Genomic DNA, 19,102 nt, shown 5'->3' on the forward strand with positions numbered 1-19,102 from the left:
TGACAACCCTACAATGCCCGCGTCAGCCGATCGAGAAGCATGCCCTGCCGATGGCGCTCGGCCAGACGCTCGGCCATGCGGTTGAAACTGTCGGCCAGCTGGGCCAGCTCGCGGCTGTCTTCCAGGTGGATGCGATGGGCAAGATCACCCTGCGCGACGCGCTCGGAGGCATCGGCCAGGCTTTGCAGGCCGTGACGAACGCGGCCGATGGCGGCCGCCACCAGCAGCAGCCCCAGCAAGACCGCCAGCGGAGCGCCGATGATGCCCACCAGCTGTGCCTGCCGCTGCCGCAGCTCGGCCCGCTCGGTGCGGGTGGCAACCTGATTGCGCGCGTGTTCGATCAACTCGCGGGAACTGCGCTTCATCTCGTCGACCAGCGCCCGGCTGCGCTGGCTGGAAATGATGGCCTCCAGCTCTTCCTGCGCCGACGCGTCACCGCCCTGTTCCCGCGGTGGCAGGCTGCGCTGCAGCGCAATGACGGGCTCGGCGATCTCGTCGCAATAGCTCTGGAAAAGATCGGCAAAGCGCTCCAGCAGCCGGCGCTGCCTCGTGCCCTCTGGCCATGTCTGCCGGCCCTGCGCCAGAATCGCGGCATGGCGGTCGGTGGCCTGCTGATAGGGAGTGAGGGCGTCGCGCTCGCCGGCAATGACAAAGTCGCTTGTACCGGCCTGCAGGTCCAAGATACTGATCAACATCTGCTGTCCCAGAGTCACCCGCTGGCTGCTGCGCTCGACCTGATGCGACAGTTCGGCGTGGTCATGCATCAACTGATAGACCGCCAGGGCGATCAACAGGGCCAGCGCGCAGGGCACCAGGGCGTCAATCGCCACCTGCTGGCCGATGGTGCGGCGCTGGCCGGAGAAGGTACGTTGATAGGCTCGACTGTAGGCTTGACGCATGAGCTGCCGATACGATGGTGATGGCGGTGCAGAGTTCAGTGTAACGCGTGGCCGATGCATTTAGACTATGCAGCCTGCATGCTGACCAGTGGAGACCGCCATTGCGCGCCATGATCCTGGCCGCCGGCCGCGGCGAACGCCTGCGGCCGCTGACCGACACCACGCCCAAGCCGCTGATCGAAGTTGGCGGCAGACCCATGATTGTCCGGCACCTGGAAAGGTTGGCGGGCGCCGGAATCAAGCGGGTCGTGATCAACCTGGCCTGGCTAGGTGATCAGATCGTCGACCAGGTCGGCAGCGGCGATGATTTCGGCCTGCAGATCGACTATTCGCCCGAGCCTCCCGGCGCCCTCGATACCGCCGGTGGCATCGTCCAGGCCCTGCCCCTGCTGGGTCACGACCCGTTCATCGTGGTCAGCGCCGACATCTTGACCAACTACCGCTTCGAGCACCTGCCTGCCCGCCCGCAGGCGCAGGCTCACCTGGTTCTGGTCGACAATCCCGTGCATCATCCCGAAGGCGACTTCAAGCTGAGCGCAGGCCGAGTGCACTCGGGCACGGGGCGCCGCCTGACCTTCAGCGGCATCGCGGTGTTCCACCCCGAACTGTTTGCCGACCTGCCTCCGGGGCCCAAGCCACTGCGTCCCGTTCTGGAACAGGCCATCGTCGCCGGGCGCGTCAGCGGCGAGCACTTTGCCGGTTGCTGGGCTGATATCGGCACGCCACAGCGGCTCGCGCGGGCTCAGCAGTCCGGCCTCGCAGCCTCCTGAGCAAGACAGCGCGCACGCTCTAAGTCCGGCAGGCCGTCGTCGCCGGCGAGCGTCGCAGCCGCTTTCCTCAGCGGCGCCGTGGCCTCGACGATGGCGTGGAAGATGGCATTCTGCTCGATCACACCATGAATGGCCGCGGCGCCCGGCCCCCGGGCGTATACCGGAACGTCTTCGCCCGAGTGCCCGCCTGACCACAGCCCCACCGCTGACTCCTGCAGGTAGTCGGGGTTGCGGGGATCGACTTCGCTGAAGTCCGGCCGCTTTCCGGCGCGATAGCCCGGACCGCTGGCATAGCCCAGCACGGTGATCGGTCTGTCTTCCTCGTCTCGCATCAGGCGCGGCTCACCGCCCTCCAGACCCGGCCTTTCTGCCAGCCCGGCGATCGGGTTGCCGCGCCTGCCGTAGCCGCCAAAAGTCAGGGCATGACCGTGATCGGCGGTCACGATGATCAGGGTGTCTTCGCCGGTCATGGCGTCGGCGCGGCCGACCGCCTCGGCAAAGGCGATGGCGTCGGTCAGTGCGCGCCAGGCGTTGTTGGCATGATGTGCATGATCGATGCGACCGCCCTCGACCATCATGAAAAACCCCTGCTCTGAGTCGGACAGCAGGTCGACGGTTCTGGCCGTCATGTCGGCCAGGGAAGGTTCGCCGGCAATATCGTCGGCGCGGTCGTGCTCGTAGTGCATGTGGCTGGGCTGAAACAGCCCGAGAACCGGACCCTCGGCAGGTGCCTGCAGCGCCTCGAATCCGTCCAGATTCCACACGTAGCGCCCGGTTTCGTGGATGGCCTGCCACTCCTCGATCAGGTTGCGGCCGTCGCCGCGGTGGCCTCGCTGATCGGCGTCTTCCGGATCGCTCACGCTGGCAGGCAGAAAGGCCCGACGCCCGCCACCGAAGACCACGTCGATGCGGCCCAGTGGATACTCGATCAGCTGGCGCGCGATGTCATGGCAGCCGAGCTCGCGCTGCGAAGAGGGAATGCCGCGGTCGGTTTCCCACTGGCGATCCACTGCGCGGGCATACAGCGCGGCCGGAGTGGCGTGGGTGATGCGGGTGGTGGTCACGATGCCGGCCTTCATCCCGCCCAGCTTGGCGAGATCAAGCAGGGTCACCAGCTCACTGCCGCGCATCGAATCGCAGTCGGCGCGCGTGGCGTTCTGATCAACGGCAATGGCACCGGCAAAGCTCTTCACGCCAGTGGTCATGGCCGTCATCGTGCCGGCCGAGTCGGGCGTCTGCTGATTGGTGTTGTAGGTCTTGGCCAGGGCGGTATGGCGAAAATGCTCGAAGTGAAGGAGGTTCTCCTCCCCCGATTCACCACGCAGCTGGCCTTCGAGAATGCGCGCCGCCGCTACCGTGGCCAGGCTCATGCCGTCGCCGACAAACAGGATCACGTTGCGCGCCTCGCCCGGAGCATCCAGCGCCGAGCGGCGTTCGGCAATCAGGGTCTGGCCGTCGCGGTACCAGCGCGCCGGGCTTTCTCCGGCCGCGGCCACGCCAGGCGACAGCCACATCCACGAGATGGCAACAAGCAAGAAACAAATCAGTCTGTTCATGCGCTCGAGTCTAAGGCATCCTGCAAATATAATGGCGGGCCGGGTTCGCGCTTGACGTGTTTGACGCCCAACGCAATTGAACAGCGCCGCTGTGACCGGCTACACTTTGCACCTGCCAGTCTTTCTGGGCAGCGTTGGCGCTCGAGATCGATATTGCTCGGGATACCGTACCCGCTTGGGCCACGAGCATGCCCGAAGGTGAACGCAGTTGCCGTGTTCGACGGGGCCAGGGCGCCCGGACAGCAGGCCGGGAGCACTGCAAGACCCGGCCGGAGAACCAAGGCCACCGGGCACTAGCCAATCGCAGTACCAGAATCGTGGCGACGGGACGAATTGACGCTGCCTCTTGACAGGTGTGTTGGTGAAGTACAACACTAGCACCAGATTTCGCTAACCGAACATCCCCCGGAGGGAATTGAATCATGATCCGCAAGCTTGCCGTTCTCGGCTTTTCCACTCTGCTCGTCGTCGGCTGCGGCCAGGACGAAGCAGACAGCTCGGCATCGGACCGCCCGTTCGACGCCGGTTCCGATCAATCCGACATCGCCGCGACGCTTTTCGATCGCGTCGATGCCGATACCGCCCTGCTGCTGGCCAACCTCGAGCCGATTCCTGAAGATCTCAGCGAGAAGCTCTGGGCGCCGCTGCAGTCCATGTCGGACTTTCACAGCAAGAACTACAACGAACTTGCCGACGAGCTCGATGACGCCCCGGTGGCCGCCGCGATTCTGCGCGAGTTCTCGAAAATCGACGGTGCCGCCGCCTTTGCCGAGCGTGGCCTCGACCCCAACGGGCACTGGGCCATGCACGCCGTGAGCCTGTATCCCTTCATTCACTGGCAGCTGTCCGATGCGCAAGCCTTTCGCGCCACGCTCGAGCGCATTGCGGCCGATGCCGAGACCGAGCTGAACTGGCGCAAGATCGAGGATCGCGAGGTGCTGTGGGCCGAGCTGGAAGATGTCGGCGTCGCGCTTTCCTACGACGACCGCTTTGCCACCCTGGCGCTGGTGCCCGAAAACGACACCCTGCTGCGGCGCGTGGCCAACCTGGACCAGCCGACCCGGGCGTATGATCCAACCGACCTGGAGAGTTTTTCCGACGAACGCGGCTATACGCCCTACGGCAGCGGCTTCATGGACTTTGGCCGGCTGATCAATCAGCTGCTCGACAGCGACGAAGAGATGCTGGCCGCGGTTCGCGAGTCCACCGAGCTGGGCCAGATCGCCGGCAACCCGGCCTGTCGCAGCGAGTTGAACGCGCTGGTGGCGCTGTTCCCGCGCGCCAGCCTGGGCTATACGGAAGTCAGTGACAATCGAATGGCCTTCGACATGACCGTCGAAGCCGACCCGACTTTTGCTCAGCGCATGCAGACCATTGCCGACACGCCGATCGACCTTGGCGGTGAAAATGCCGGCGTCATCGAGTTCGGGCTGGCACTCAACATCGTGGGCACACGTGATTTTGCCCGCGAAGTGGTCGGTGGCTGGGTGGAGAACCCGCCCCAGTGCCCGCTGTTTTCCAGCATTGGCGCCAAGGCCGGTGAATGGCAGACCACCCTCAACCAACCCATTCCGCCGGTCGTCACCAACTTTCACGGCCTGCGACTGAACCTCGACAGCCTCAACCTCGACGATCAGTTCAACGTCGAATCCGCCAACGGCTCGCTGGCGCTGTTCATGCGCAACCCGCAGATGATGCTGGGCATGGCGCAGATGTTTTCGCCGGAGCTGGCCGCCATTCAGCTCGAGCCGGGTGGCGAGCCCCAGCCGGTACCGGCCGAGGTGATCCCGAACCTGCCCGAGGGCATCGCTGCCTTCATCGGCATGAGCGACGGGGCACTTGGTCTGGCGGTGGGCGAGCAGCAGAAGGATGCGCTCAACGAGGCCATGGAGCCGGGCGAGAGCGATGGCGCCGTGTTCAGCTACGGCATCAACTTTGCCGGCTATGCCGACGCCCTGGGCGACCTGATGGCCGGCATGCAGGAAAAACTGCAGACCGAGGATGACGAAGCGCTCAACGACAGCCCCGCCGCGGCCCTGGACGCCATGGCCGAGCTGTACGACTACACCGAAGCGAGCATGCACCTGACCGAGCGCGGCATCGAGTTCCGCAGCACGGTCACGCTCAAGGACTGAAGCCGTGTGTTCCATTCTCGGCCTCTTTGATATCCCCGCAGGCCGCACCGGCCTGCGGGGCCTTGCCCTGGAGGCCTCGAAAAGACAGCGTCACCGCGGCCCCGACTGGAGCGGCATCCACGTCCACGAGTGCGCGATCATCGCCCACGAGCGCCTGGCAATCGTTGACATCGAATCCGGCGCGCAGCCCCTCGTGTCCACCGACGGAAACCTGGCGCTGGGCGTCAACGGCGAGATCTACAATCATCGCGAACTGCGCGCTGAGTGCGCGGACCACGATTTCCAGACCGGCTCGGACTGTGAGGTCATCCTCGCCCTCTACCGCAGGTACGGCAGCGAATTCCTGAATCGCCTCAACGGCATTTTCGCCTTCGTGCTCTTCGACAAGGCAGAGGATCGCTACCTGATTGCGCGCGATCCGGTCGGCGTCATGCCGCTCTACCACGGGCGCGACGACGACGGCATGCTCTGGGTTGCCTCCGAGCTGAAGGCCATCGAGCCCTGGTGCCGGCAAGTCGACATCTTTCCGCCCGGCCACCTGCTCGACTCGCACGAGGGCGAGATCCGTCGCTGGCATCAGCCGGCCTGGCGCGAGTTCGACAACGTCACCCGGCCCGCTGACCGGGGCCTGCTCAGGCAGGCGCTGGAAGATGCCGTGCACCGTCAGATGATGTGCGACGTACCCTACGGTGTACTGCTCTCCGGCGGCCTGGACTCATCGCTGATTGCCGCCATCACCCGGCGCTACTCCGACCACCGCATCGAGTCGGGCGATACCGAAACGGCCTGGTGGCCGCGTCTGCACTCCTTTGCCATCGGCCTGGAAGGATCACCCGATCTGGCGGCGGCGCGCATTGCCGCCGAAGCCATCGGTACGCAACACCACGAGTTCCACTTCACCATTCAGGAAGGCCTCGACGCGCTCGACGACGTGATTGCCCATATCGAGACCTTCGACGTCACGACCGTACGCGCGGCAACGCCGATGTTCCTGCTCGCCCGGCGCATCAAGGCCATGGGCATCAAGATGGTGCTCTCCGGCGAGGGGGCAGACGAAATCTTCGGCGGCTATCTGTATTTTCACAAGGCGCCCGATGCGCGTGCCTTTCACGAGGAAACCGTGCGCAAGCTCGACAAACTGCACCAGTTCGACTGCCTGCGCGCCAACAAGGCGATGGCGGCCTGGGGAGTTGAAGCCCGGGTCCCGTTTCTCGATCTGGCGTTTCTCGATACCGCCATGTCGATCGACCCGGCCGCCAAGATGGCCGGTGCCGGCCGGCCCGAAAAGGCCATCCTGCGCGAAGCCGGGGAAGGCCTGCTGCCCGACGAGATCCTGTGGCGCCAGAAGGAGCAGTTTTCCGACGGTGTCGGCTACGGCTGGATCGATGCCCTGAAAGAGCATGCCGAGGCGCGGGTAAGCGATCGGGAGCTGGCCGAAGCGGCGCAGCGCTTCCCGGTCAACCCGCCGACCTCCAGGGAGGCCTGCCTGTACCGCCGGATGTTCGAGCGGCATTTCCCTTCTCCGGCAGCCGCCACCACCGTACCCGATGGGCCGTCGGTGGCCTGCTCCACGCCCGAAGCGCTGGCCTGGGATGCAGCCCTGATGAACTTGAGCGACCCGTCCGGCCGCGCCGTGCGCGGGGTGCACAAACAGGCGTATTGAGCCGATCAGAGCGCGTTTGATCGACGCTGCGCAACTCCCTCGTTGAGCAAGTCGCGCACCAGCGGCACCGATAACGTGCGCCGCTCCACCAGCGCCCGCTGGGCACCGGTCTGGATCAGCTCGGCCAGGCAGCCGGGGTTGCGGGGCGCACGGCTGAGCGCATACTCGACCACGCCCCGACCCAGCACGACTTCGTGTTCGGCGGCCAGCTTGCGAACCAGCTCGCCCAGCTCGGGTTCCTCGAGCGGCTTGAGCGTCAAACGGGTAGCCTGACCCAGGCGGGAACGCAGGTCGGGCAGCGCGAACGCCGCACGCCCCGCCCCCGACATCAGCACCCCCGTGCGCTCGGCACGCCAGCGGTTGAGCGCATTGAAAAGCGCCTGCTCGCCTTCCGGATCGCCGGCCAGCTGGTCGATATCATCAAGCACCACCCAGTGGCCCGTGGCGTGTTCCAGCAGCAGATGCTGACGCGGTTTTTTCAGGGCGACAAAATGCGCCTGCTCGCCCTGCCGGCAACGCTCGGCAAAAAAGGCGGCCAGCAGATGCGAACGCCCCGAGCCCGGCGGCCCGGCCAGAAAACACCACTCGCCAACGGCCACGCCCCCGTTGAGGGTGGCCACCACCACCCGGTTGGGCCCGGCAACAAAGTTGTCAAAGCTCGGCCGACGCGGCGGATTGAGCGCAAGTGGAAGCTGAAGACGGGTCATGCAGGCAGAAACCTCAGGGCCCGGGGTCACTCTCGCCGCGGCGCCGCGAGCGACTGACCACGATCGCCCGCCCGACCCATATCCAGAGATACTGGGTGAGCGTGATGACCGCCAGCAGACCCACCAGCCAGACCAGCCCGATCTGCGCTTCTCTGGGCAGCGGCAGCCCGGCCAGGCGAACGAGAACGAACCACATCAGAAACACCTGACAGAAGGTGTTGAAGCGCGACAGCTGGGTAGGCTCGGCGTCGAACCGTTCGAAACGGGTGTAGTAGACATAGCCGCCGATCACGATCACCAGGTCGCGAAAAATGACCAGCCCGATCAGCCACCAGGGCAACTCGGCCAGCCAGCCCAACGTCAGATAGCCGGCCATCATCAGCATCTTGTCGGCCAGAGGATCAAAAACACTTCCCCAGCGCGACTGCCAGGAAAAGCGACGCGCCAGCCAGCCGTCCAGCAGATCGGACACGCCGGCGAATACCGCCAGCGCCAGCGCCCACTGATACTGGCCCACAAGCAGCAGCCAGACCAGGGGCGGCACCACGACCATGCGCCCGATCGTCAGCAGATTGGGAATGAAGCTCAGATTCAAGGGACCAGCCTGAGGTGAAGGCTGCGGTCGCTCCGGCGGCGCGCCATTTCCAGCAAGCCCGACAGCGTCAGATAGGTTTCCAGATCCTGCCCGCTGGCGAGGGCCTCGAAAGTGATCTGCCGGTCTTGCGCCGCGACCACGCGCAGCTCCTCGACCACGCTGAGATTGTCGATATGGCGCAGCACCTCAGCGTATTGCACCTCATCGACAATGCCGTTTACGGTGACCTGCCAGCGCGCCGGTTCGCCGTCAAGGTCGAGCACGGCATAGCGCGATGCCAGCGCCGATGCGATCCGCTGCAGACCGCTGCGAATCAACGCTTCGGGATGCTCTGCGCTGTGACTGTAGGAGGCATCCTGTTGCTCGATTCGCCAGCGCCAGCGGCCCGACCAGTGCGGCTGCTCGGGGTCCGGATCGGCCAGCCGGAGATCGAGCATGGCGATGACGCCGGCGCCATAACGGCGGGCGCTGGCCGTGGCCGAACCGAGAAACCCGCCGCGCACGTCCTGCAGCGACATCTCGGTCAGATCCATGGCATCACGCAGCGGGCGCACCAACTCCAGGCCCAGCCGTCGCGCTTGATCGGCCATGACCCACTCCAGCCGGGGGTCAGCGACAAAGCGGGTGTCCTGTTCATCCTCGACCACGGCCCAGAGCAACACCGCCGGGCGCTCCGCGCCCCAGTGCGGCAGACGATTGCGCCGCAGCAGCTGGTTGATCGAAGGCTGATCAAAGTCCACCTGCAGACGCAGCGAATCCTCGCGCTCCCCCTCTTGATTGACGACGCTGCGCTGCACCCGCTGCTGCGACAGAATCAGGCCGGTCACATCACTTGCCGTCAGACCAAGCTCGCTGACCAGAGACCGATTGAAGTCCCCCGTCAAACGCGCCAGCACCACGTCGAGCGCCGCAAGCTGTTCGGTCGCACCGACCTGTGCTTCGCGTTCTACCGGCACCTCACCGGTATAAAGAGAAGCAGCCGCAGCCGGAGTGACAAGCAGGCCGAGCAGAAAAAGACTGAGGAAAATTCGAAGCATGACGCGAGCAAAGATAGCACAGGGTGAACCAATCCAAGCCGCCGCTGAAAGCCGGCGACAGGAAGCGCTTCCAGCGGGCGAAGGCAAGCCGCGCCGATGGCCCATGGGGGCTCGCGATCGCGCTGCAGCCAGCGCCGGAGAGCGCAATACGTCATAATACCCGGTCACTCAATGACAGGCCGCCGACAAGCGATGAACAAGCGCACGTCACCGCCCCTGAGCTACCGCGACGCCGGTGTCGACATCGACGCCGGAAATGCCCTGGTCGACCGAATCAAGCCGCTGGTCAAGGCCACCAGCCGACCCGAAGTACTTGGCGGCCTGGGCGGATTCGGCGGACTGTTTCACCTCGGACAGCGGTTTCGCGATCCGGTGCTTGTTTCCGGTACCGACGGGGTAGGCACCAAACTGCTGCTCGCGCGCGAATTGGGCCGGCACGACACCATCGGAGTCGACCTGGTCGCCATGTGCGTCAACGATATTCTGGTCTGTGGAGCCGAGCCACTGTTCTTTCTCGACTACTTCGGCTGCGGCCGCCTTGATGTCGACGCGGCAACCGAGGTGGTATCGGGCATTGCCGAAGGCTGTCGGCAGGCCGGCTGCGCCCTCATCGGCGGCGAGACCGCGGAAATGCCGGGCATGTACGGCGACGGGGAGTATGACCTGGCCGGCTTTGCCGTCGGCGCCATCGAGCGTGACGACATCATCGACGGGGCCGGCATCGACACCGATTGCGTGCTGCTCGGCCTGGCGGCCAGCGGGCCGCACAGCAATGGCTACTCGCTCATTCGAAAAGTGATCGAGCGCAGCGGCGAGTCGCTCGACTCGCCTTTGGGCCAAACCACCCTCGGTGATGCTCTGCTCGCGCCGACCCGCATTTATGTGCCGCAGATCCAGAGCCTGATCGGGCACCATGAAATCCGGGGCATGGCGCATATTACCGGCGGCGGACTGACCGAAAACATCGTGCGTATCCTGCCCGAAGGCCTCGGACTGGAGATCGACACCAGCGCTTGGACGCCGCCACCGGTATTTGACTGGCTGCAGCGCTCGGGCGCCATCGCGGATGGCGAAATGCGGCGCACCTTCAATATGGGCATCGGCTTTGTTCTGGTCGTGCCTGCCAGCCGCGCCGGAGCCATTGCCGACGCCCTCGGTGAGCCGGCGCCCATCATCGGCCGCGTCGTGCGTCACCGTGACGGCGAACGCCTGCGGTACTGCTGAAGCATGTCCACCGGCGAGCGACCGCGCCTGGTGGTGTTGCTGTCCGGGCGCGGCAGCAATTTTCAGGCGATCCAGCGAGCAATCGAAGCTGGCTGGCTGAAGGCCGAGATCGCTGCGGTCATTTCCGACCGCGCGCAGGCGGCCGGCCTGGAGCGGGCGGCGGCGGCCGGCATCGACACCGTGGCGCTGGAGCGCGCAACCTTCCCCGACCGTGCCGCGTTCGAGGCCGCGCTCACAACCGCCATTGCCGGCTTCGACGCAAGCTATATCGTGCTGGCCGGTTTCATGCGCGTTCTCGGGGCGGAGTTCGTCACCCGCCACCTGGGGCGACTGGTCAACATCCACCCCTCGCTGCTGCCGCGCCACCGTGGCCTGCAGACGCACCAACGCGTGCTCGACGCCGGTGAGCGCGAACACGGCGCCAGCGTTCACTTCGTTACCCCCGCGCTCGACGCCGGCCCGGTGATCAGCCGCGTGACGCTCGCCGTCGACAACGCCGATACCGCCGACACACTTGCCGAGCGCTTGCTGCCGATGGAACACCGGCTTTACCCGGCCACGCTGGCACTTTTGCTCCAATACCGAGTCGAACTACGCCATGACTGCATTCATATCGATGATCAACCGCTCGACCACCCGCTGGAGTTTGGCCGCGACCTGGCTCCTGATGGCTGTCTGCTCGTGCGCGGCAATGGCCGCTGACACCGCCCCGATCCCCGCTCACGACGCCCGCTACGAGGTTCTGCGCCACGGCAAGAAGATCGGCGAACTCACCGCCAGCCTCGAACGGCTCGACAACGGCGTCTGGCACTACCGCTCCGACACCCATGCCACGGCGTGGTGGGTCAAGGCGCTGAACGTGTCGGCCGACGAAGCCGCCCATTTCGTCTGGCGCGGCGACCGCATCCAGATGCTGACCTATCATCACGCTCAGCACGCACCGGCCAACAACCGCTTCTTCCAGCACCGCACGGATTGGGAGGCCGGCACCACTGAAGTGCGCACCGAAGACGGTACAGAGACGATCGAGCTGGTCGACAACATGGTCGACCCCCTGAGCCTGCGCCTGCAGCTGGCGGCCAACCTGGCCGACGAATCGCAGCGCCGGGTCACCCACGATTTCACCCTGCTCGACCGCAATAGAGTCAAGCACAAGCAGTATGCCTTCGATGGCGAAGAGACCCTGAAGGTGCCCGCCGGCTGCTTCGACACCGTGCGCATCCGACGCATCGAAAAACCCGGCGCGGACAAGACCAACCTGTCATGGCACGCCGGTGACTTCAACTGGATGCCGGTGCGCATTCTCCGCCGGGAAGGCGGCAAGGACAAACTGGACATCCGTCTGGTGAGCACGAACCTGCCTCTGGACGGCTGCCAAGGCCAGCCCGGAACGGAAGACTGATCAGCCGTATAATTCGTCCCATACTCACCGTGGAGATCACCGATGCAACGACTGCTCAGCACCATCGCCGTTCTTCTCCTGGTCGCCGGCTGCGCCACCAACCCGGTCACCGGCGAACGTGAGTTCAGCCTCTATGGCGAGGACTGGGAGCGCCAGGTCGGACAGCAGCAATATGCGCCAATGCGCCAGGCCCAGGGTGGCGATCTGGTGGTCGATCAATCCGTGGTCGACTACGTCCGGTCGGTCGGTCAGCGCGTGGCGCAGCAGTCCGACCGCGAACTGCCCTATGAATTTCATGTCATCAACAGCTCAGTACCCAACGCCTGGGCCCTGCCGGCCGGCAAGATCGCGGTCAACCGCGGGCTGCTGACCGAGCTGGGCTCGGAGGCCGAGCTGGCTGCGGTGCTCGGCCACGAGGCCGTTCACGCCGCTGCCAGCCATAGCGCCCAGTCTGCTTCACGCGCGGCCCTGGCCCAGGGCGCGGTCATGCTCGGCAGCGTCGCCGTTGGAGCCGCCACTGAAGATGGCCAATACGCCCAGGTCGCACAGCTGGGCGGCATGCTCGGCGCGCAGCTCATTCAGCAGCGCTACTCGCGTGATGCCGAGCGCGAAGCCGACTACTACGGCATGAGCTACATGAAACGCGCCGGCTACGATCCCGCCGCCGCGGTGGATCTTCAGGAAACCTTCGTGCGGCTGTCGGAAAACCGCGAGCAGGGCTGGGTCGACGGCTTGTTTGCCTCGCACCCGCCCTCGCAGGAACGGGTCGTGAACAACCGCAAGCGAGCCGATGAGCTGGGCCGTGGCGGGCGCATAGGGCGTGCGGAGTATCAGCAACAAGTAGCCCGCCTCAAGCGGATGCAGCCCGCCTACGAGGCCCACGACGCCGGCCGCAAGGCGCTTCAGGAAGGCAATTTCGACGAGGCCCTGCGCCGGGCCGATGAGGCCATTGCCATCGCCGACGATGAAGCCCTGTTCCACGCCTTGCGCGGAGATGCTCTGGCCGGCCGCAAGGACTTCGATGCCGCCGAACAGGCGTTTTCGGATGCGCTGGCGCGCGATTCAGGCTGGTTCTACCATCACCTGCGCCGCGGGATAGTGCGCGAACAGCGCCGTCAATGGTCAGGCGCCCGTACCGATCTGCAGGCCAGCCTGGAGCTGCTGCAGACCGCCGACGGCCACCTCCACCTGGGCAACGTCGAGCGCGCCTTCGACAACCGCAAGCAGGCCATCGAGCACTACAAGGTGGCTGCCCAGTCCGACACCCCGGCCGGGCAGCGCGCCCGCAAGCACCTTGTCGACATGGGCGCCATCCAGCCACAGGGGTAACCCCCTGGCCGATCGTGGCGATCGTGGCTCAAGCGCGCCGAGCTACCGCGCGCCAGGGAATGAGCAGCGTCAGGGCAATCGTGACCTTGACGCCGTAATCTCCCACGGCCAGGGTGGCCCAGGGCAGTCCGGTGCCGACAAATGCCAGACAGAAGAACAGCGCGGTGTCGACGGCCGACCCGATCACGCTCGAAAACAGCGGCGGCTGCCACCAGGCACGTTTTCGCAGGCGGTTGAAGATCGCCACGTCCATCAGCTGGGATACCAGAAAGGCTGCCCCCGAAGCGATGGCGATACGCGGGCTGGCCAACCAGATCGACACCAACACCCCCACCGAGAAGCCGACGTAAACCACCTTGCGGGCCGGCGCGGGCCCGAAGCGCCGGTTGGTCACGTCGGTAACGAAGTAGGAAACCGGATAGGTCAGCGCCCCCCAGGTCAACCAATCGTTGAGCGGAAACTGGACAAGGTAGTTGGAGCTGGCGACCACCAGCACCATGGCGATAATCTGCAGGGGCATGGCGCTCAACCCACGGTAAACCGACAGGCGGCCATTCTACCGGGCGCAGCGGCTGTTCAGCGCGCTGAATTTTCGCCAATATGGGTTATCCTCGAATCTCAGTGTCGAAAGAGGGTCGCATACTGCCATGATGATCTGGATCATCGCATTGCTGATCGGGCTGGCGGCCTGGGCGTCGTTCTGGCTGCTGTGGCCAAAGCCACTGGCGCATCTGCTGCTGGCCGCCGAGCGCCGAAGAGGACATCTCAAGGCCCGCCGCTTGCGCTGCGGCAACATCGACTGGCAGCTTCTCGAAGGCGGCCACGGCGAGCCACTTGTGCTGCTGCACGGTTTCAACGGCGACGGCTATCACTTCACGCGCGTGTCGCGCCGCCTGGGCCAGCACTTTCGCGTCATCGTGCCCGACCTGCCCGGCTTTGGTCAGACCCTTTTCGAGGGTGAGCTCGCCTATCACATCGAAGCCCAGGCCGAACGCGTGCAGCGGCTTCTCGACGAGCTCGGCATCGAGCGTTTTTTTCTGGGCGGCAGCTCGATGGGTGGCTACCTGGCCTGCGCGCTGGCCAGACGTATGCCGGAGCGGGTCCGGGCGCTGTGGCTGCTCAACCCCGGCGGCCTGCAAACCGCCACGCTGTCGCCGCTGCTCGAACAGGTGGCACAGGGCGGTGACAATGCCCTGGTGATACGCAACCGCCAGGACTTTCACCGGCTCATGGACTACTGCTTCGTCCGCCCGCCGTGGATTCCCGCACCCCTGGCGCGCCAGCTGGCTGACCGCGCCGGTGCCCACGCGCAACGCGCGCAGGCAATCTTCGACGCCCTGCGCTTTGGCTCCACCGCGCTGGAGACGCTCGCCGACGGCTTGAACGTGCCGGCGTTGATTGTCTGGGGACAGGCCGATCAGGTGCTGCACCCCGACGGCCTCAGGCTGCTGGCAGAGCGCATGCCGCAGGCCCAGGCCCTGCTGTTGCCCGACATCGGCCACCTGCCGATGATCGAACAGCCGGCCAGAACCGCCGAGGCCTGGATCAGCTTTGCCGAGTCCACGGCGCGCCGACAAACTTATCAGGCTGCGCCCGTGTAATATGGCCTACCGGGTGGGGATGACATGAACGCTGGAGGCATCATGCAAGCAGACCGGGAAGGATTCTGACGTGGTTCGGCGTGCAATTCCGCCGGAACGGCTGCGCTGGCAGCCCGATGAGGACGATATTCCGGGTGACTCGACCCGCGAGATCCCGGTGCTCGAAGGCACCCTTGGCCAGGACGCGGCACAGGAAGCGCTTCATTACGGCATCGCGAACCCGGGGCACAACCAGCACATTTTTCTGCGTGGGCCCCGCGGCAGCGGTCGCCAGCGGTTGCTCGACAGTGTGTTCCACACGCTTGGACCGAAGACAAGGCAGCGCCGAGACTTCTGTTTTGTACACAACTTCTCCAACCCCGATCGCCCGCGGCTGATCACCCTGCCGCGGGGACAAGGGCGACCATTCCAGAAGCAGATGCATCGCATTGCCCTGTTCGTGCGCGAACGCCTGCCCGAGATTCTGGCCAACGATCCCATACGCGGCCGGCGCGAGGCACGGCGGGAAGCAGCCGAACGCGATGTTCGCATGCTGATTCGACCGCTGGAGAAGGAACTCGAAGCCGAAGGCCTGGCGCTGATTCGCAGTCAGGCCGGCCCCAACGCTCGCCTGCAGGTTTCGGTGCGCATCATGGGCAAGCCGGTCTCTCAGGAAGAGTTTCGCAACATGGTGGCGCGCAAGCAGGCCACCGAGGAAGACCGCAAGAAATTCGAGGAACGCATCGGCTCCTACGAAGACGAGCTTGAGAGAATCTCGCGCCAGATCCGTCAGAAGTGGCAGCAGGCGCAACAGCACATCGAGCAGATCGATGTCACCGAAACCGCGCGCATCATGGGTGAGATGACCGGCGAAGTCTCACAGCGCTTCAAGGCCGACGGCGTCGAAACCTTTCTGCGCGAGGTCATTGACGATGTGCTGGAAAAGCGCATCGGTCACGAGACCCGTCACCTGGCCGATCCCAGCGTGCTCTACGGCGTCAACGTGCTCAACATGGGCCGCGACGGCAGCGACGGTGCTCCGGTGGTCGCAGCCAGCTCAACGTCATCTGCCGCGCTGTTCGGCACCGTCGACCCGGCCTGGCGCAGAGGTGACCGGGCGGTGGCGTCTTTCCAGGGCATCCGCTCGGGCGCGCTGATTCAGGCCGACGGCGGCTTTCTGGTGCTCGATGCCGAAGACCTGGCCGACGAACCCGATGTGTTCCGCCAGCTTTTGAGAATACTCAGAACAGGGACAGTGGCGATCGCTGCACCCACCGTCGACTGGAGTCAGGCGGCGCAGTCGCTGCGCCCCGAAGCGGTGCCCGTCGATATTGGCGTGATCCTGGTAGGTGACGCCGTCGCCTACCACCAGCTTGCATCGGGCAGTCGTGAGTTTGCCCGGCGCTTTCGTCTGCTGGCTGATCTGGCGCCCAGCATCGCGCGCGACGCCGAAGGCATCGACCGAACCTGTCGCTTCCTCGCGGCTGTGGTTCAGCACGAAAACCTGTCGTCACTCAACCGCCCCGCCCTGGCGGCGGCGGTGGAAATCAGCGCGCGCATGTCGGATCAGGCGGCCCGCCTGACCACGCATACCGGTCGGCTCGCCGAAATCATTCGCGAAGCCGCCTACCTGACGACCAACGAAGGCGAGAGCGAGATCGGTCGAGAACAGATCCTCACCGCCTACGGCAGGATTCGGCGCCGGGCCGCCCTGCCTTCGGCCCTGATCCGGCAGCAGCTGGCCGACAGCGGCGCCATCCGCCTGCGTGGCCGCTCTACCGGACAACTCAACGTGATCGGTCGCGAACGACTGGCCGAAGAGGTGTTCGGCACACCCGCCCAGCTCAGTATCAGCATTGCGCGTGCCGGCGAGGGAAGCCTGTCGCTGGAGAGCAGTGGCCAGACCCTGCCCGTGCGGCAGTTCCTGCTGCCGATGATTGCCGAGCTGCTGCACTTGCAGCGGCTGCCCGATCTGCACGCCGCGATGACCATCGAACCGGCGATTGATACAGCCGACATCGCCAGCAGCCTGCTGGGCCAGGCCTGCGGTCTGCTCATTACCCTGTCGGGCCTTTCGATCAGGCAGGAGGTGGCAGTGATCGGCCGAGTGGATGCACGCGGACAGCCTGGCGGCGTAGACCAGATCAACGAACGCATCGAGGCATTCTTCGATGCCTGCGATCACGTCGGCCTTAACGGGAAGCAGGGCGTCATCATCCCGGCGACCGAGCGCGACCGCCTCAACCTCGACAGACGGGTGATCAAGGCGGCCATCAACGACCAGTTTCACATCATGGCTGTCGCCAGCATCGCCGAGGCGCTCGAGCGCCTGACCGGCAAGGCTGCCGGCATGTGGACCCCGAACGGCTTCCCGGAAGATTCCGTTCTTGGCCTGGCGCGCAGTGCGCTTGCGGAAAGCAAGCCTTGAATCAGGCCGATGACGCAGCCTTTCGAAGCAGCTGGCGTTGGCCGCGAATGCCCAGCTTGTCGAGCGAACGTTCCAGGCGTGCGAGCATGGCTTCGGGATCAACCGGCTGGCTGTCGATCCGGGCGCGGTCGAAGTCGATGACGTGCCAGCGGCAGTCGCCGTCGATCAACAGGTTGGTTGCATTGAGATCAGGATGCACTACGCCGGCGCGGAAAAAGCTGCCCAGTGTTTTGCCGAGCCGCTCCCAGTGCTCCGCTTCCAGGAGATCTGCAGCCTGCGGCAGGCTGATGGCGTTGGGGATCAGGCGGGTCAGAAGAGCAGCGCGTGCGGTCAGCCCGCGGCGCTCGCATCCGGCCAGCAGCGGTCTGGGCACCGGCAGGCCGCTGTGGTGAAGCCGGGCCAGCACCCGAAACTCCCGGAAGCTGCGGCTGCGGGCGTAGCCGGTAAACAGATAGCGATCGCGGCTGATGCGGGCAATCAAACCGCCGCGCAGACAGCGTCGCAGCACCGCGGGCCCGGCGTCGCTGGCAACGGCCAGTGCCTGCCCGCGGCCGCCGAACTCATCGAGCACCGCGCCGCGCAGACGCCAGAATTCCGGTTCCAGCCATTCGGGGCTGACCACGTCCAGCACCGACGGGTCATATAGAATACGTACCGAGCCTGCTTGCAGTTCCTTTTCCGGCATAGCGCCCCTGTCACCCTTGTAATTCGATTACCTCATCGTGCCCGATTCCCGAACGAACGAGCCGCCTGCATCCATCTGCCTGCTGCGCCTTTCGGCGCTGGGTGATGTATGCAACACCGTCCCGCTGGTGCGGGCGCTGCAGCGAGCCTGGCCGGACACGGTGCTGACCTGGATTGTGGGCAAGCCCGAGTACCGGCTGGTGCACGACCTGCCGGGTGTGGATTTCATTGTATTCGACAAGGGCAGTGGGCTTGCCGGGTTTCGTGCCCTGCGGCAGCAGCTCCGCGGTCGCCGCTTCGACACGCTGCTTCTGGCACAGGTCTCGCAGCGGGCCTCGCTCGTCTCGGGTCTGGTTCGGGCACGTCGCCGGATCGGTTTCGACTGGGCTCGCGCCCGGCTCGGCCATGGCCTGGCGATTTCCGAACGCATCGCGGCCGTGCCGTTTCAGCACCAGGTGAACGCACTGCTGCAGTTCGCCCGACATCTGGGCGTGGACTGTACCAACGTCGATCGACGGCTGCCTGTTCCCGCCGAAGCCCGAGCGTTCGCGCGGCAACAACAACCGGAGGAGAAGCACGCTGTCGTCATCAGCCCGTCATCGAGTCATCCCGGCCGCAACTGGTCGGCGCGGCACTATGCAACGGTGGCGGACTGGGTGATTGAACACACCGGGCGGGACGTCATTCTCATGGGCGGGCCCAACGAGCGCGAGCGGGCACTGGGCGAGGCGATCGAGCAGGCCATGAACAACGCGGTCAACAATCTCGTGGGTCAGGACACGCTCAAACAGGCGCTGGCCATGCTCGAACGCGCGGCCTGCGTGATTGCGCCGGACTCCGGCCCGGCGCACTTCGCCGATGCCATGGGTACGCCGGTGGTCGGCCTGTATGCGGCCACCTGGGCCCGGCGTTCGGGGCCGTTTGCCAGCCTCGATCATACGGTGGATCAATTCGCCGAGGCAGCCAGAACCTTCAAGAAGAAATCTCCCGAGCGCCTGCGCTGGGGCAGACGCCTGGAATACCCCGGGGTAATGGAGCTCATTACCCCGGAGATGGTTGTTGACAAACTCTCTCGCCTGCTAGAAATCTGACT

At 65.4% G+C, this 19,102-nt stretch carries 17 protein-coding genes; 10 read left to right on the top strand and 7 right to left on the bottom strand.

Annotated features, from left to right (window positions below):
• Nucleotides 1-8: 8 nt before the first annotated feature.
• Nucleotides 9-899, bottom strand: coding sequence for a CHASE3 domain-containing protein (locus ACEWQ0_RS00600; protein WP_476484172.1), 891 nt, complete (start codon nucleotides 897-899; stop codon nucleotides 9-11).
• A 101-nt stretch (nucleotides 900-1,000) separates the two neighbouring features.
• On the opposite strand from ACEWQ0_RS00600, the gene murU reads away from it, so the two are divergent.
• The gene (gene murU / locus ACEWQ0_RS00605; protein WP_476481321.1) at nucleotides 1,001-1,669 is read left to right on the top strand and encodes an N-acetylmuramate alpha-1-phosphate uridylyltransferase MurU; all 669 of its coding nucleotides are present in this window, start codon (nucleotides 1,001-1,003) and stop codon (nucleotides 1,667-1,669) included.
• Here murU and ACEWQ0_RS00610 read toward each other — a convergent pair.
• Nucleotides 1,642-3,225, bottom strand: coding sequence for an alkaline phosphatase family protein (locus ACEWQ0_RS00610; protein WP_476484173.1), 1,584 nt, complete (start codon nucleotides 3,223-3,225; stop codon nucleotides 1,642-1,644). The two genes, murU and ACEWQ0_RS00610, sit on opposite strands and share 28 nt — an antisense overlap.
• Nucleotides 3,226-3,647: 422 nt before the next feature.
• Between ACEWQ0_RS00610 and ACEWQ0_RS00615 the strand changes: the two genes are divergently transcribed.
• Together ACEWQ0_RS00615 and asnB are read left to right on the top strand one after the other, a co-directional pair.
• A complete protein-coding gene (locus ACEWQ0_RS00615) occupies nucleotides 3,648-5,360 on the top strand; it encodes a hypothetical protein (protein WP_476484174.1) in 1,713 nt (570 codons plus the stop codon).
• Between the two features lie 4 nt (nucleotides 5,361-5,364).
• Complete coding sequence (gene asnB, locus ACEWQ0_RS00620; RefSeq protein ID WP_476484175.1) at nucleotides 5,365-7,023, top strand: asparagine synthase B; 1,659 nt, start codon at nucleotides 5,365-5,367, stop codon at nucleotides 7,021-7,023.
• Between the two features lie 5 nt (nucleotides 7,024-7,028).
• Here asnB and ACEWQ0_RS00625 read toward each other — a convergent pair whose 3' ends face one another.
• The 3 genes from ACEWQ0_RS00625 to ACEWQ0_RS00635 are packed head-to-tail and all read right to left on the bottom strand — an operon-like array spanning nucleotide 7,029 to nucleotide 9,362.
• A complete protein-coding gene (locus ACEWQ0_RS00625; RefSeq protein ID WP_476481325.1) occupies nucleotides 7,029-7,730 on the bottom strand; it encodes a hypothetical protein in 702 nt (233 codons plus the stop codon).
• Between the two features lie 13 nt (nucleotides 7,731-7,743).
• Nucleotides 7,744-8,325: a CDP-alcohol phosphatidyltransferase family protein gene (locus ACEWQ0_RS00630; RefSeq protein WP_476481326.1), complete on the bottom strand. Its 582-nt coding sequence runs from the start codon at nucleotides 8,323-8,325 to the stop codon at nucleotides 7,744-7,746.
• Nucleotides 8,322-9,362 (bottom strand): DUF2066 domain-containing protein, encoded by a 1,041-nt coding sequence (locus tag ACEWQ0_RS00635; protein WP_476484176.1) that lies wholly within the window; start codon nucleotides 9,360-9,362, stop codon nucleotides 8,322-8,324. Before ACEWQ0_RS00635 ends, ACEWQ0_RS00630 begins: the two co-directional genes overlap by 4 nt.
• A gap of 192 nt (nucleotides 9,363-9,554) precedes the next feature.
• Between ACEWQ0_RS00635 and purM the strand changes: the two genes are divergently transcribed.
• The 4 genes from purM to ACEWQ0_RS00655 are packed head-to-tail and all read left to right on the top strand — an operon-like array spanning nucleotide 9,555 to nucleotide 13,317.
• Complete coding sequence (purM, locus tag ACEWQ0_RS00640) at nucleotides 9,555-10,586, top strand: phosphoribosylformylglycinamidine cyclo-ligase (RefSeq protein WP_476484177.1); 1,032 nt, start codon at nucleotides 9,555-9,557, stop codon at nucleotides 10,584-10,586.
• A gap of 3 nt (nucleotides 10,587-10,589) precedes the next feature.
• Entirely contained in the window at nucleotides 10,590-11,288 is a 699-nt protein-coding gene (gene purN / locus ACEWQ0_RS00645; RefSeq protein WP_476481329.1) for a phosphoribosylglycinamide formyltransferase, read from the top strand.
• Nucleotides 11,278-11,988 carry a DUF3108 domain-containing protein gene (locus ACEWQ0_RS00650; RefSeq protein WP_476481330.1) on the top strand — a complete coding sequence of 237 codons (711 nt, stop codon included), beginning with the start codon at nucleotides 11,278-11,280 and terminating at the stop codon, nucleotides 11,986-11,988. Before purN ends, ACEWQ0_RS00650 begins: the two co-directional genes overlap by 11 nt.
• 42 nt (nucleotides 11,989-12,030) lie before the next feature.
• Entirely contained in the window at nucleotides 12,031-13,317 is a 1,287-nt protein-coding gene (locus ACEWQ0_RS00655) for a M48 family metalloprotease (protein WP_476484178.1), read from the top strand.
• 28 nt (nucleotides 13,318-13,345) lie between these two features.
• On the opposite strand, the gene ACEWQ0_RS00660 is transcribed toward ACEWQ0_RS00655, so the two are convergent.
• Nucleotides 13,346-13,837 carry a queuosine precursor transporter gene (locus ACEWQ0_RS00660; protein WP_476484179.1) on the bottom strand — a complete coding sequence of 164 codons (492 nt, stop codon included), beginning with the start codon at nucleotides 13,835-13,837 and terminating at the stop codon, nucleotides 13,346-13,348.
• 127 nt (nucleotides 13,838-13,964) lie between these two features.
• Between ACEWQ0_RS00660 and ACEWQ0_RS00665 the strand changes: the two genes are divergently transcribed.
• Both ACEWQ0_RS00665 and ACEWQ0_RS00670 read left to right on the top strand, forming a co-directional pair.
• A complete protein-coding gene (locus tag ACEWQ0_RS00665) occupies nucleotides 13,965-14,918 on the top strand; it encodes an alpha/beta fold hydrolase (protein WP_476484180.1) in 954 nt (317 codons plus the stop codon).
• A 70-nt stretch (nucleotides 14,919-14,988) separates the two neighbouring features.
• The gene (locus ACEWQ0_RS00670; RefSeq protein ID WP_476484181.1) at nucleotides 14,989-17,325 is read left to right on the top strand and encodes an AAA family ATPase; all 2,337 of its coding nucleotides are present in this window, start codon (nucleotides 14,989-14,991) and stop codon (nucleotides 17,323-17,325) included.
• Nucleotide 17,326: 1 nt separating this feature from the next.
• Here ACEWQ0_RS00670 and ACEWQ0_RS00675 read toward each other — a convergent pair whose 3' ends face one another.
• Nucleotides 17,327-18,010 (bottom strand): 3-deoxy-D-manno-octulosonic acid kinase, encoded by a 684-nt coding sequence (locus ACEWQ0_RS00675; protein WP_476481335.1) that lies wholly within the window; start codon nucleotides 18,008-18,010, stop codon nucleotides 17,327-17,329.
• A 37-nt stretch (nucleotides 18,011-18,047) separates the two neighbouring features.
• On the opposite strand from ACEWQ0_RS00675, the gene ACEWQ0_RS00680 reads away from it, so the two are divergent.
• Entirely contained in the window at nucleotides 18,048-19,100 is a 1,053-nt protein-coding gene (locus ACEWQ0_RS00680; RefSeq protein WP_476484182.1) for a glycosyltransferase family 9 protein, read from the top strand.
• The last annotated feature ends 2 nt before the right edge of the window (nucleotides 19,101-19,102 follow it).

This window comes from Wenzhouxiangella sp. YN9 (assembly GCF_056324165.1).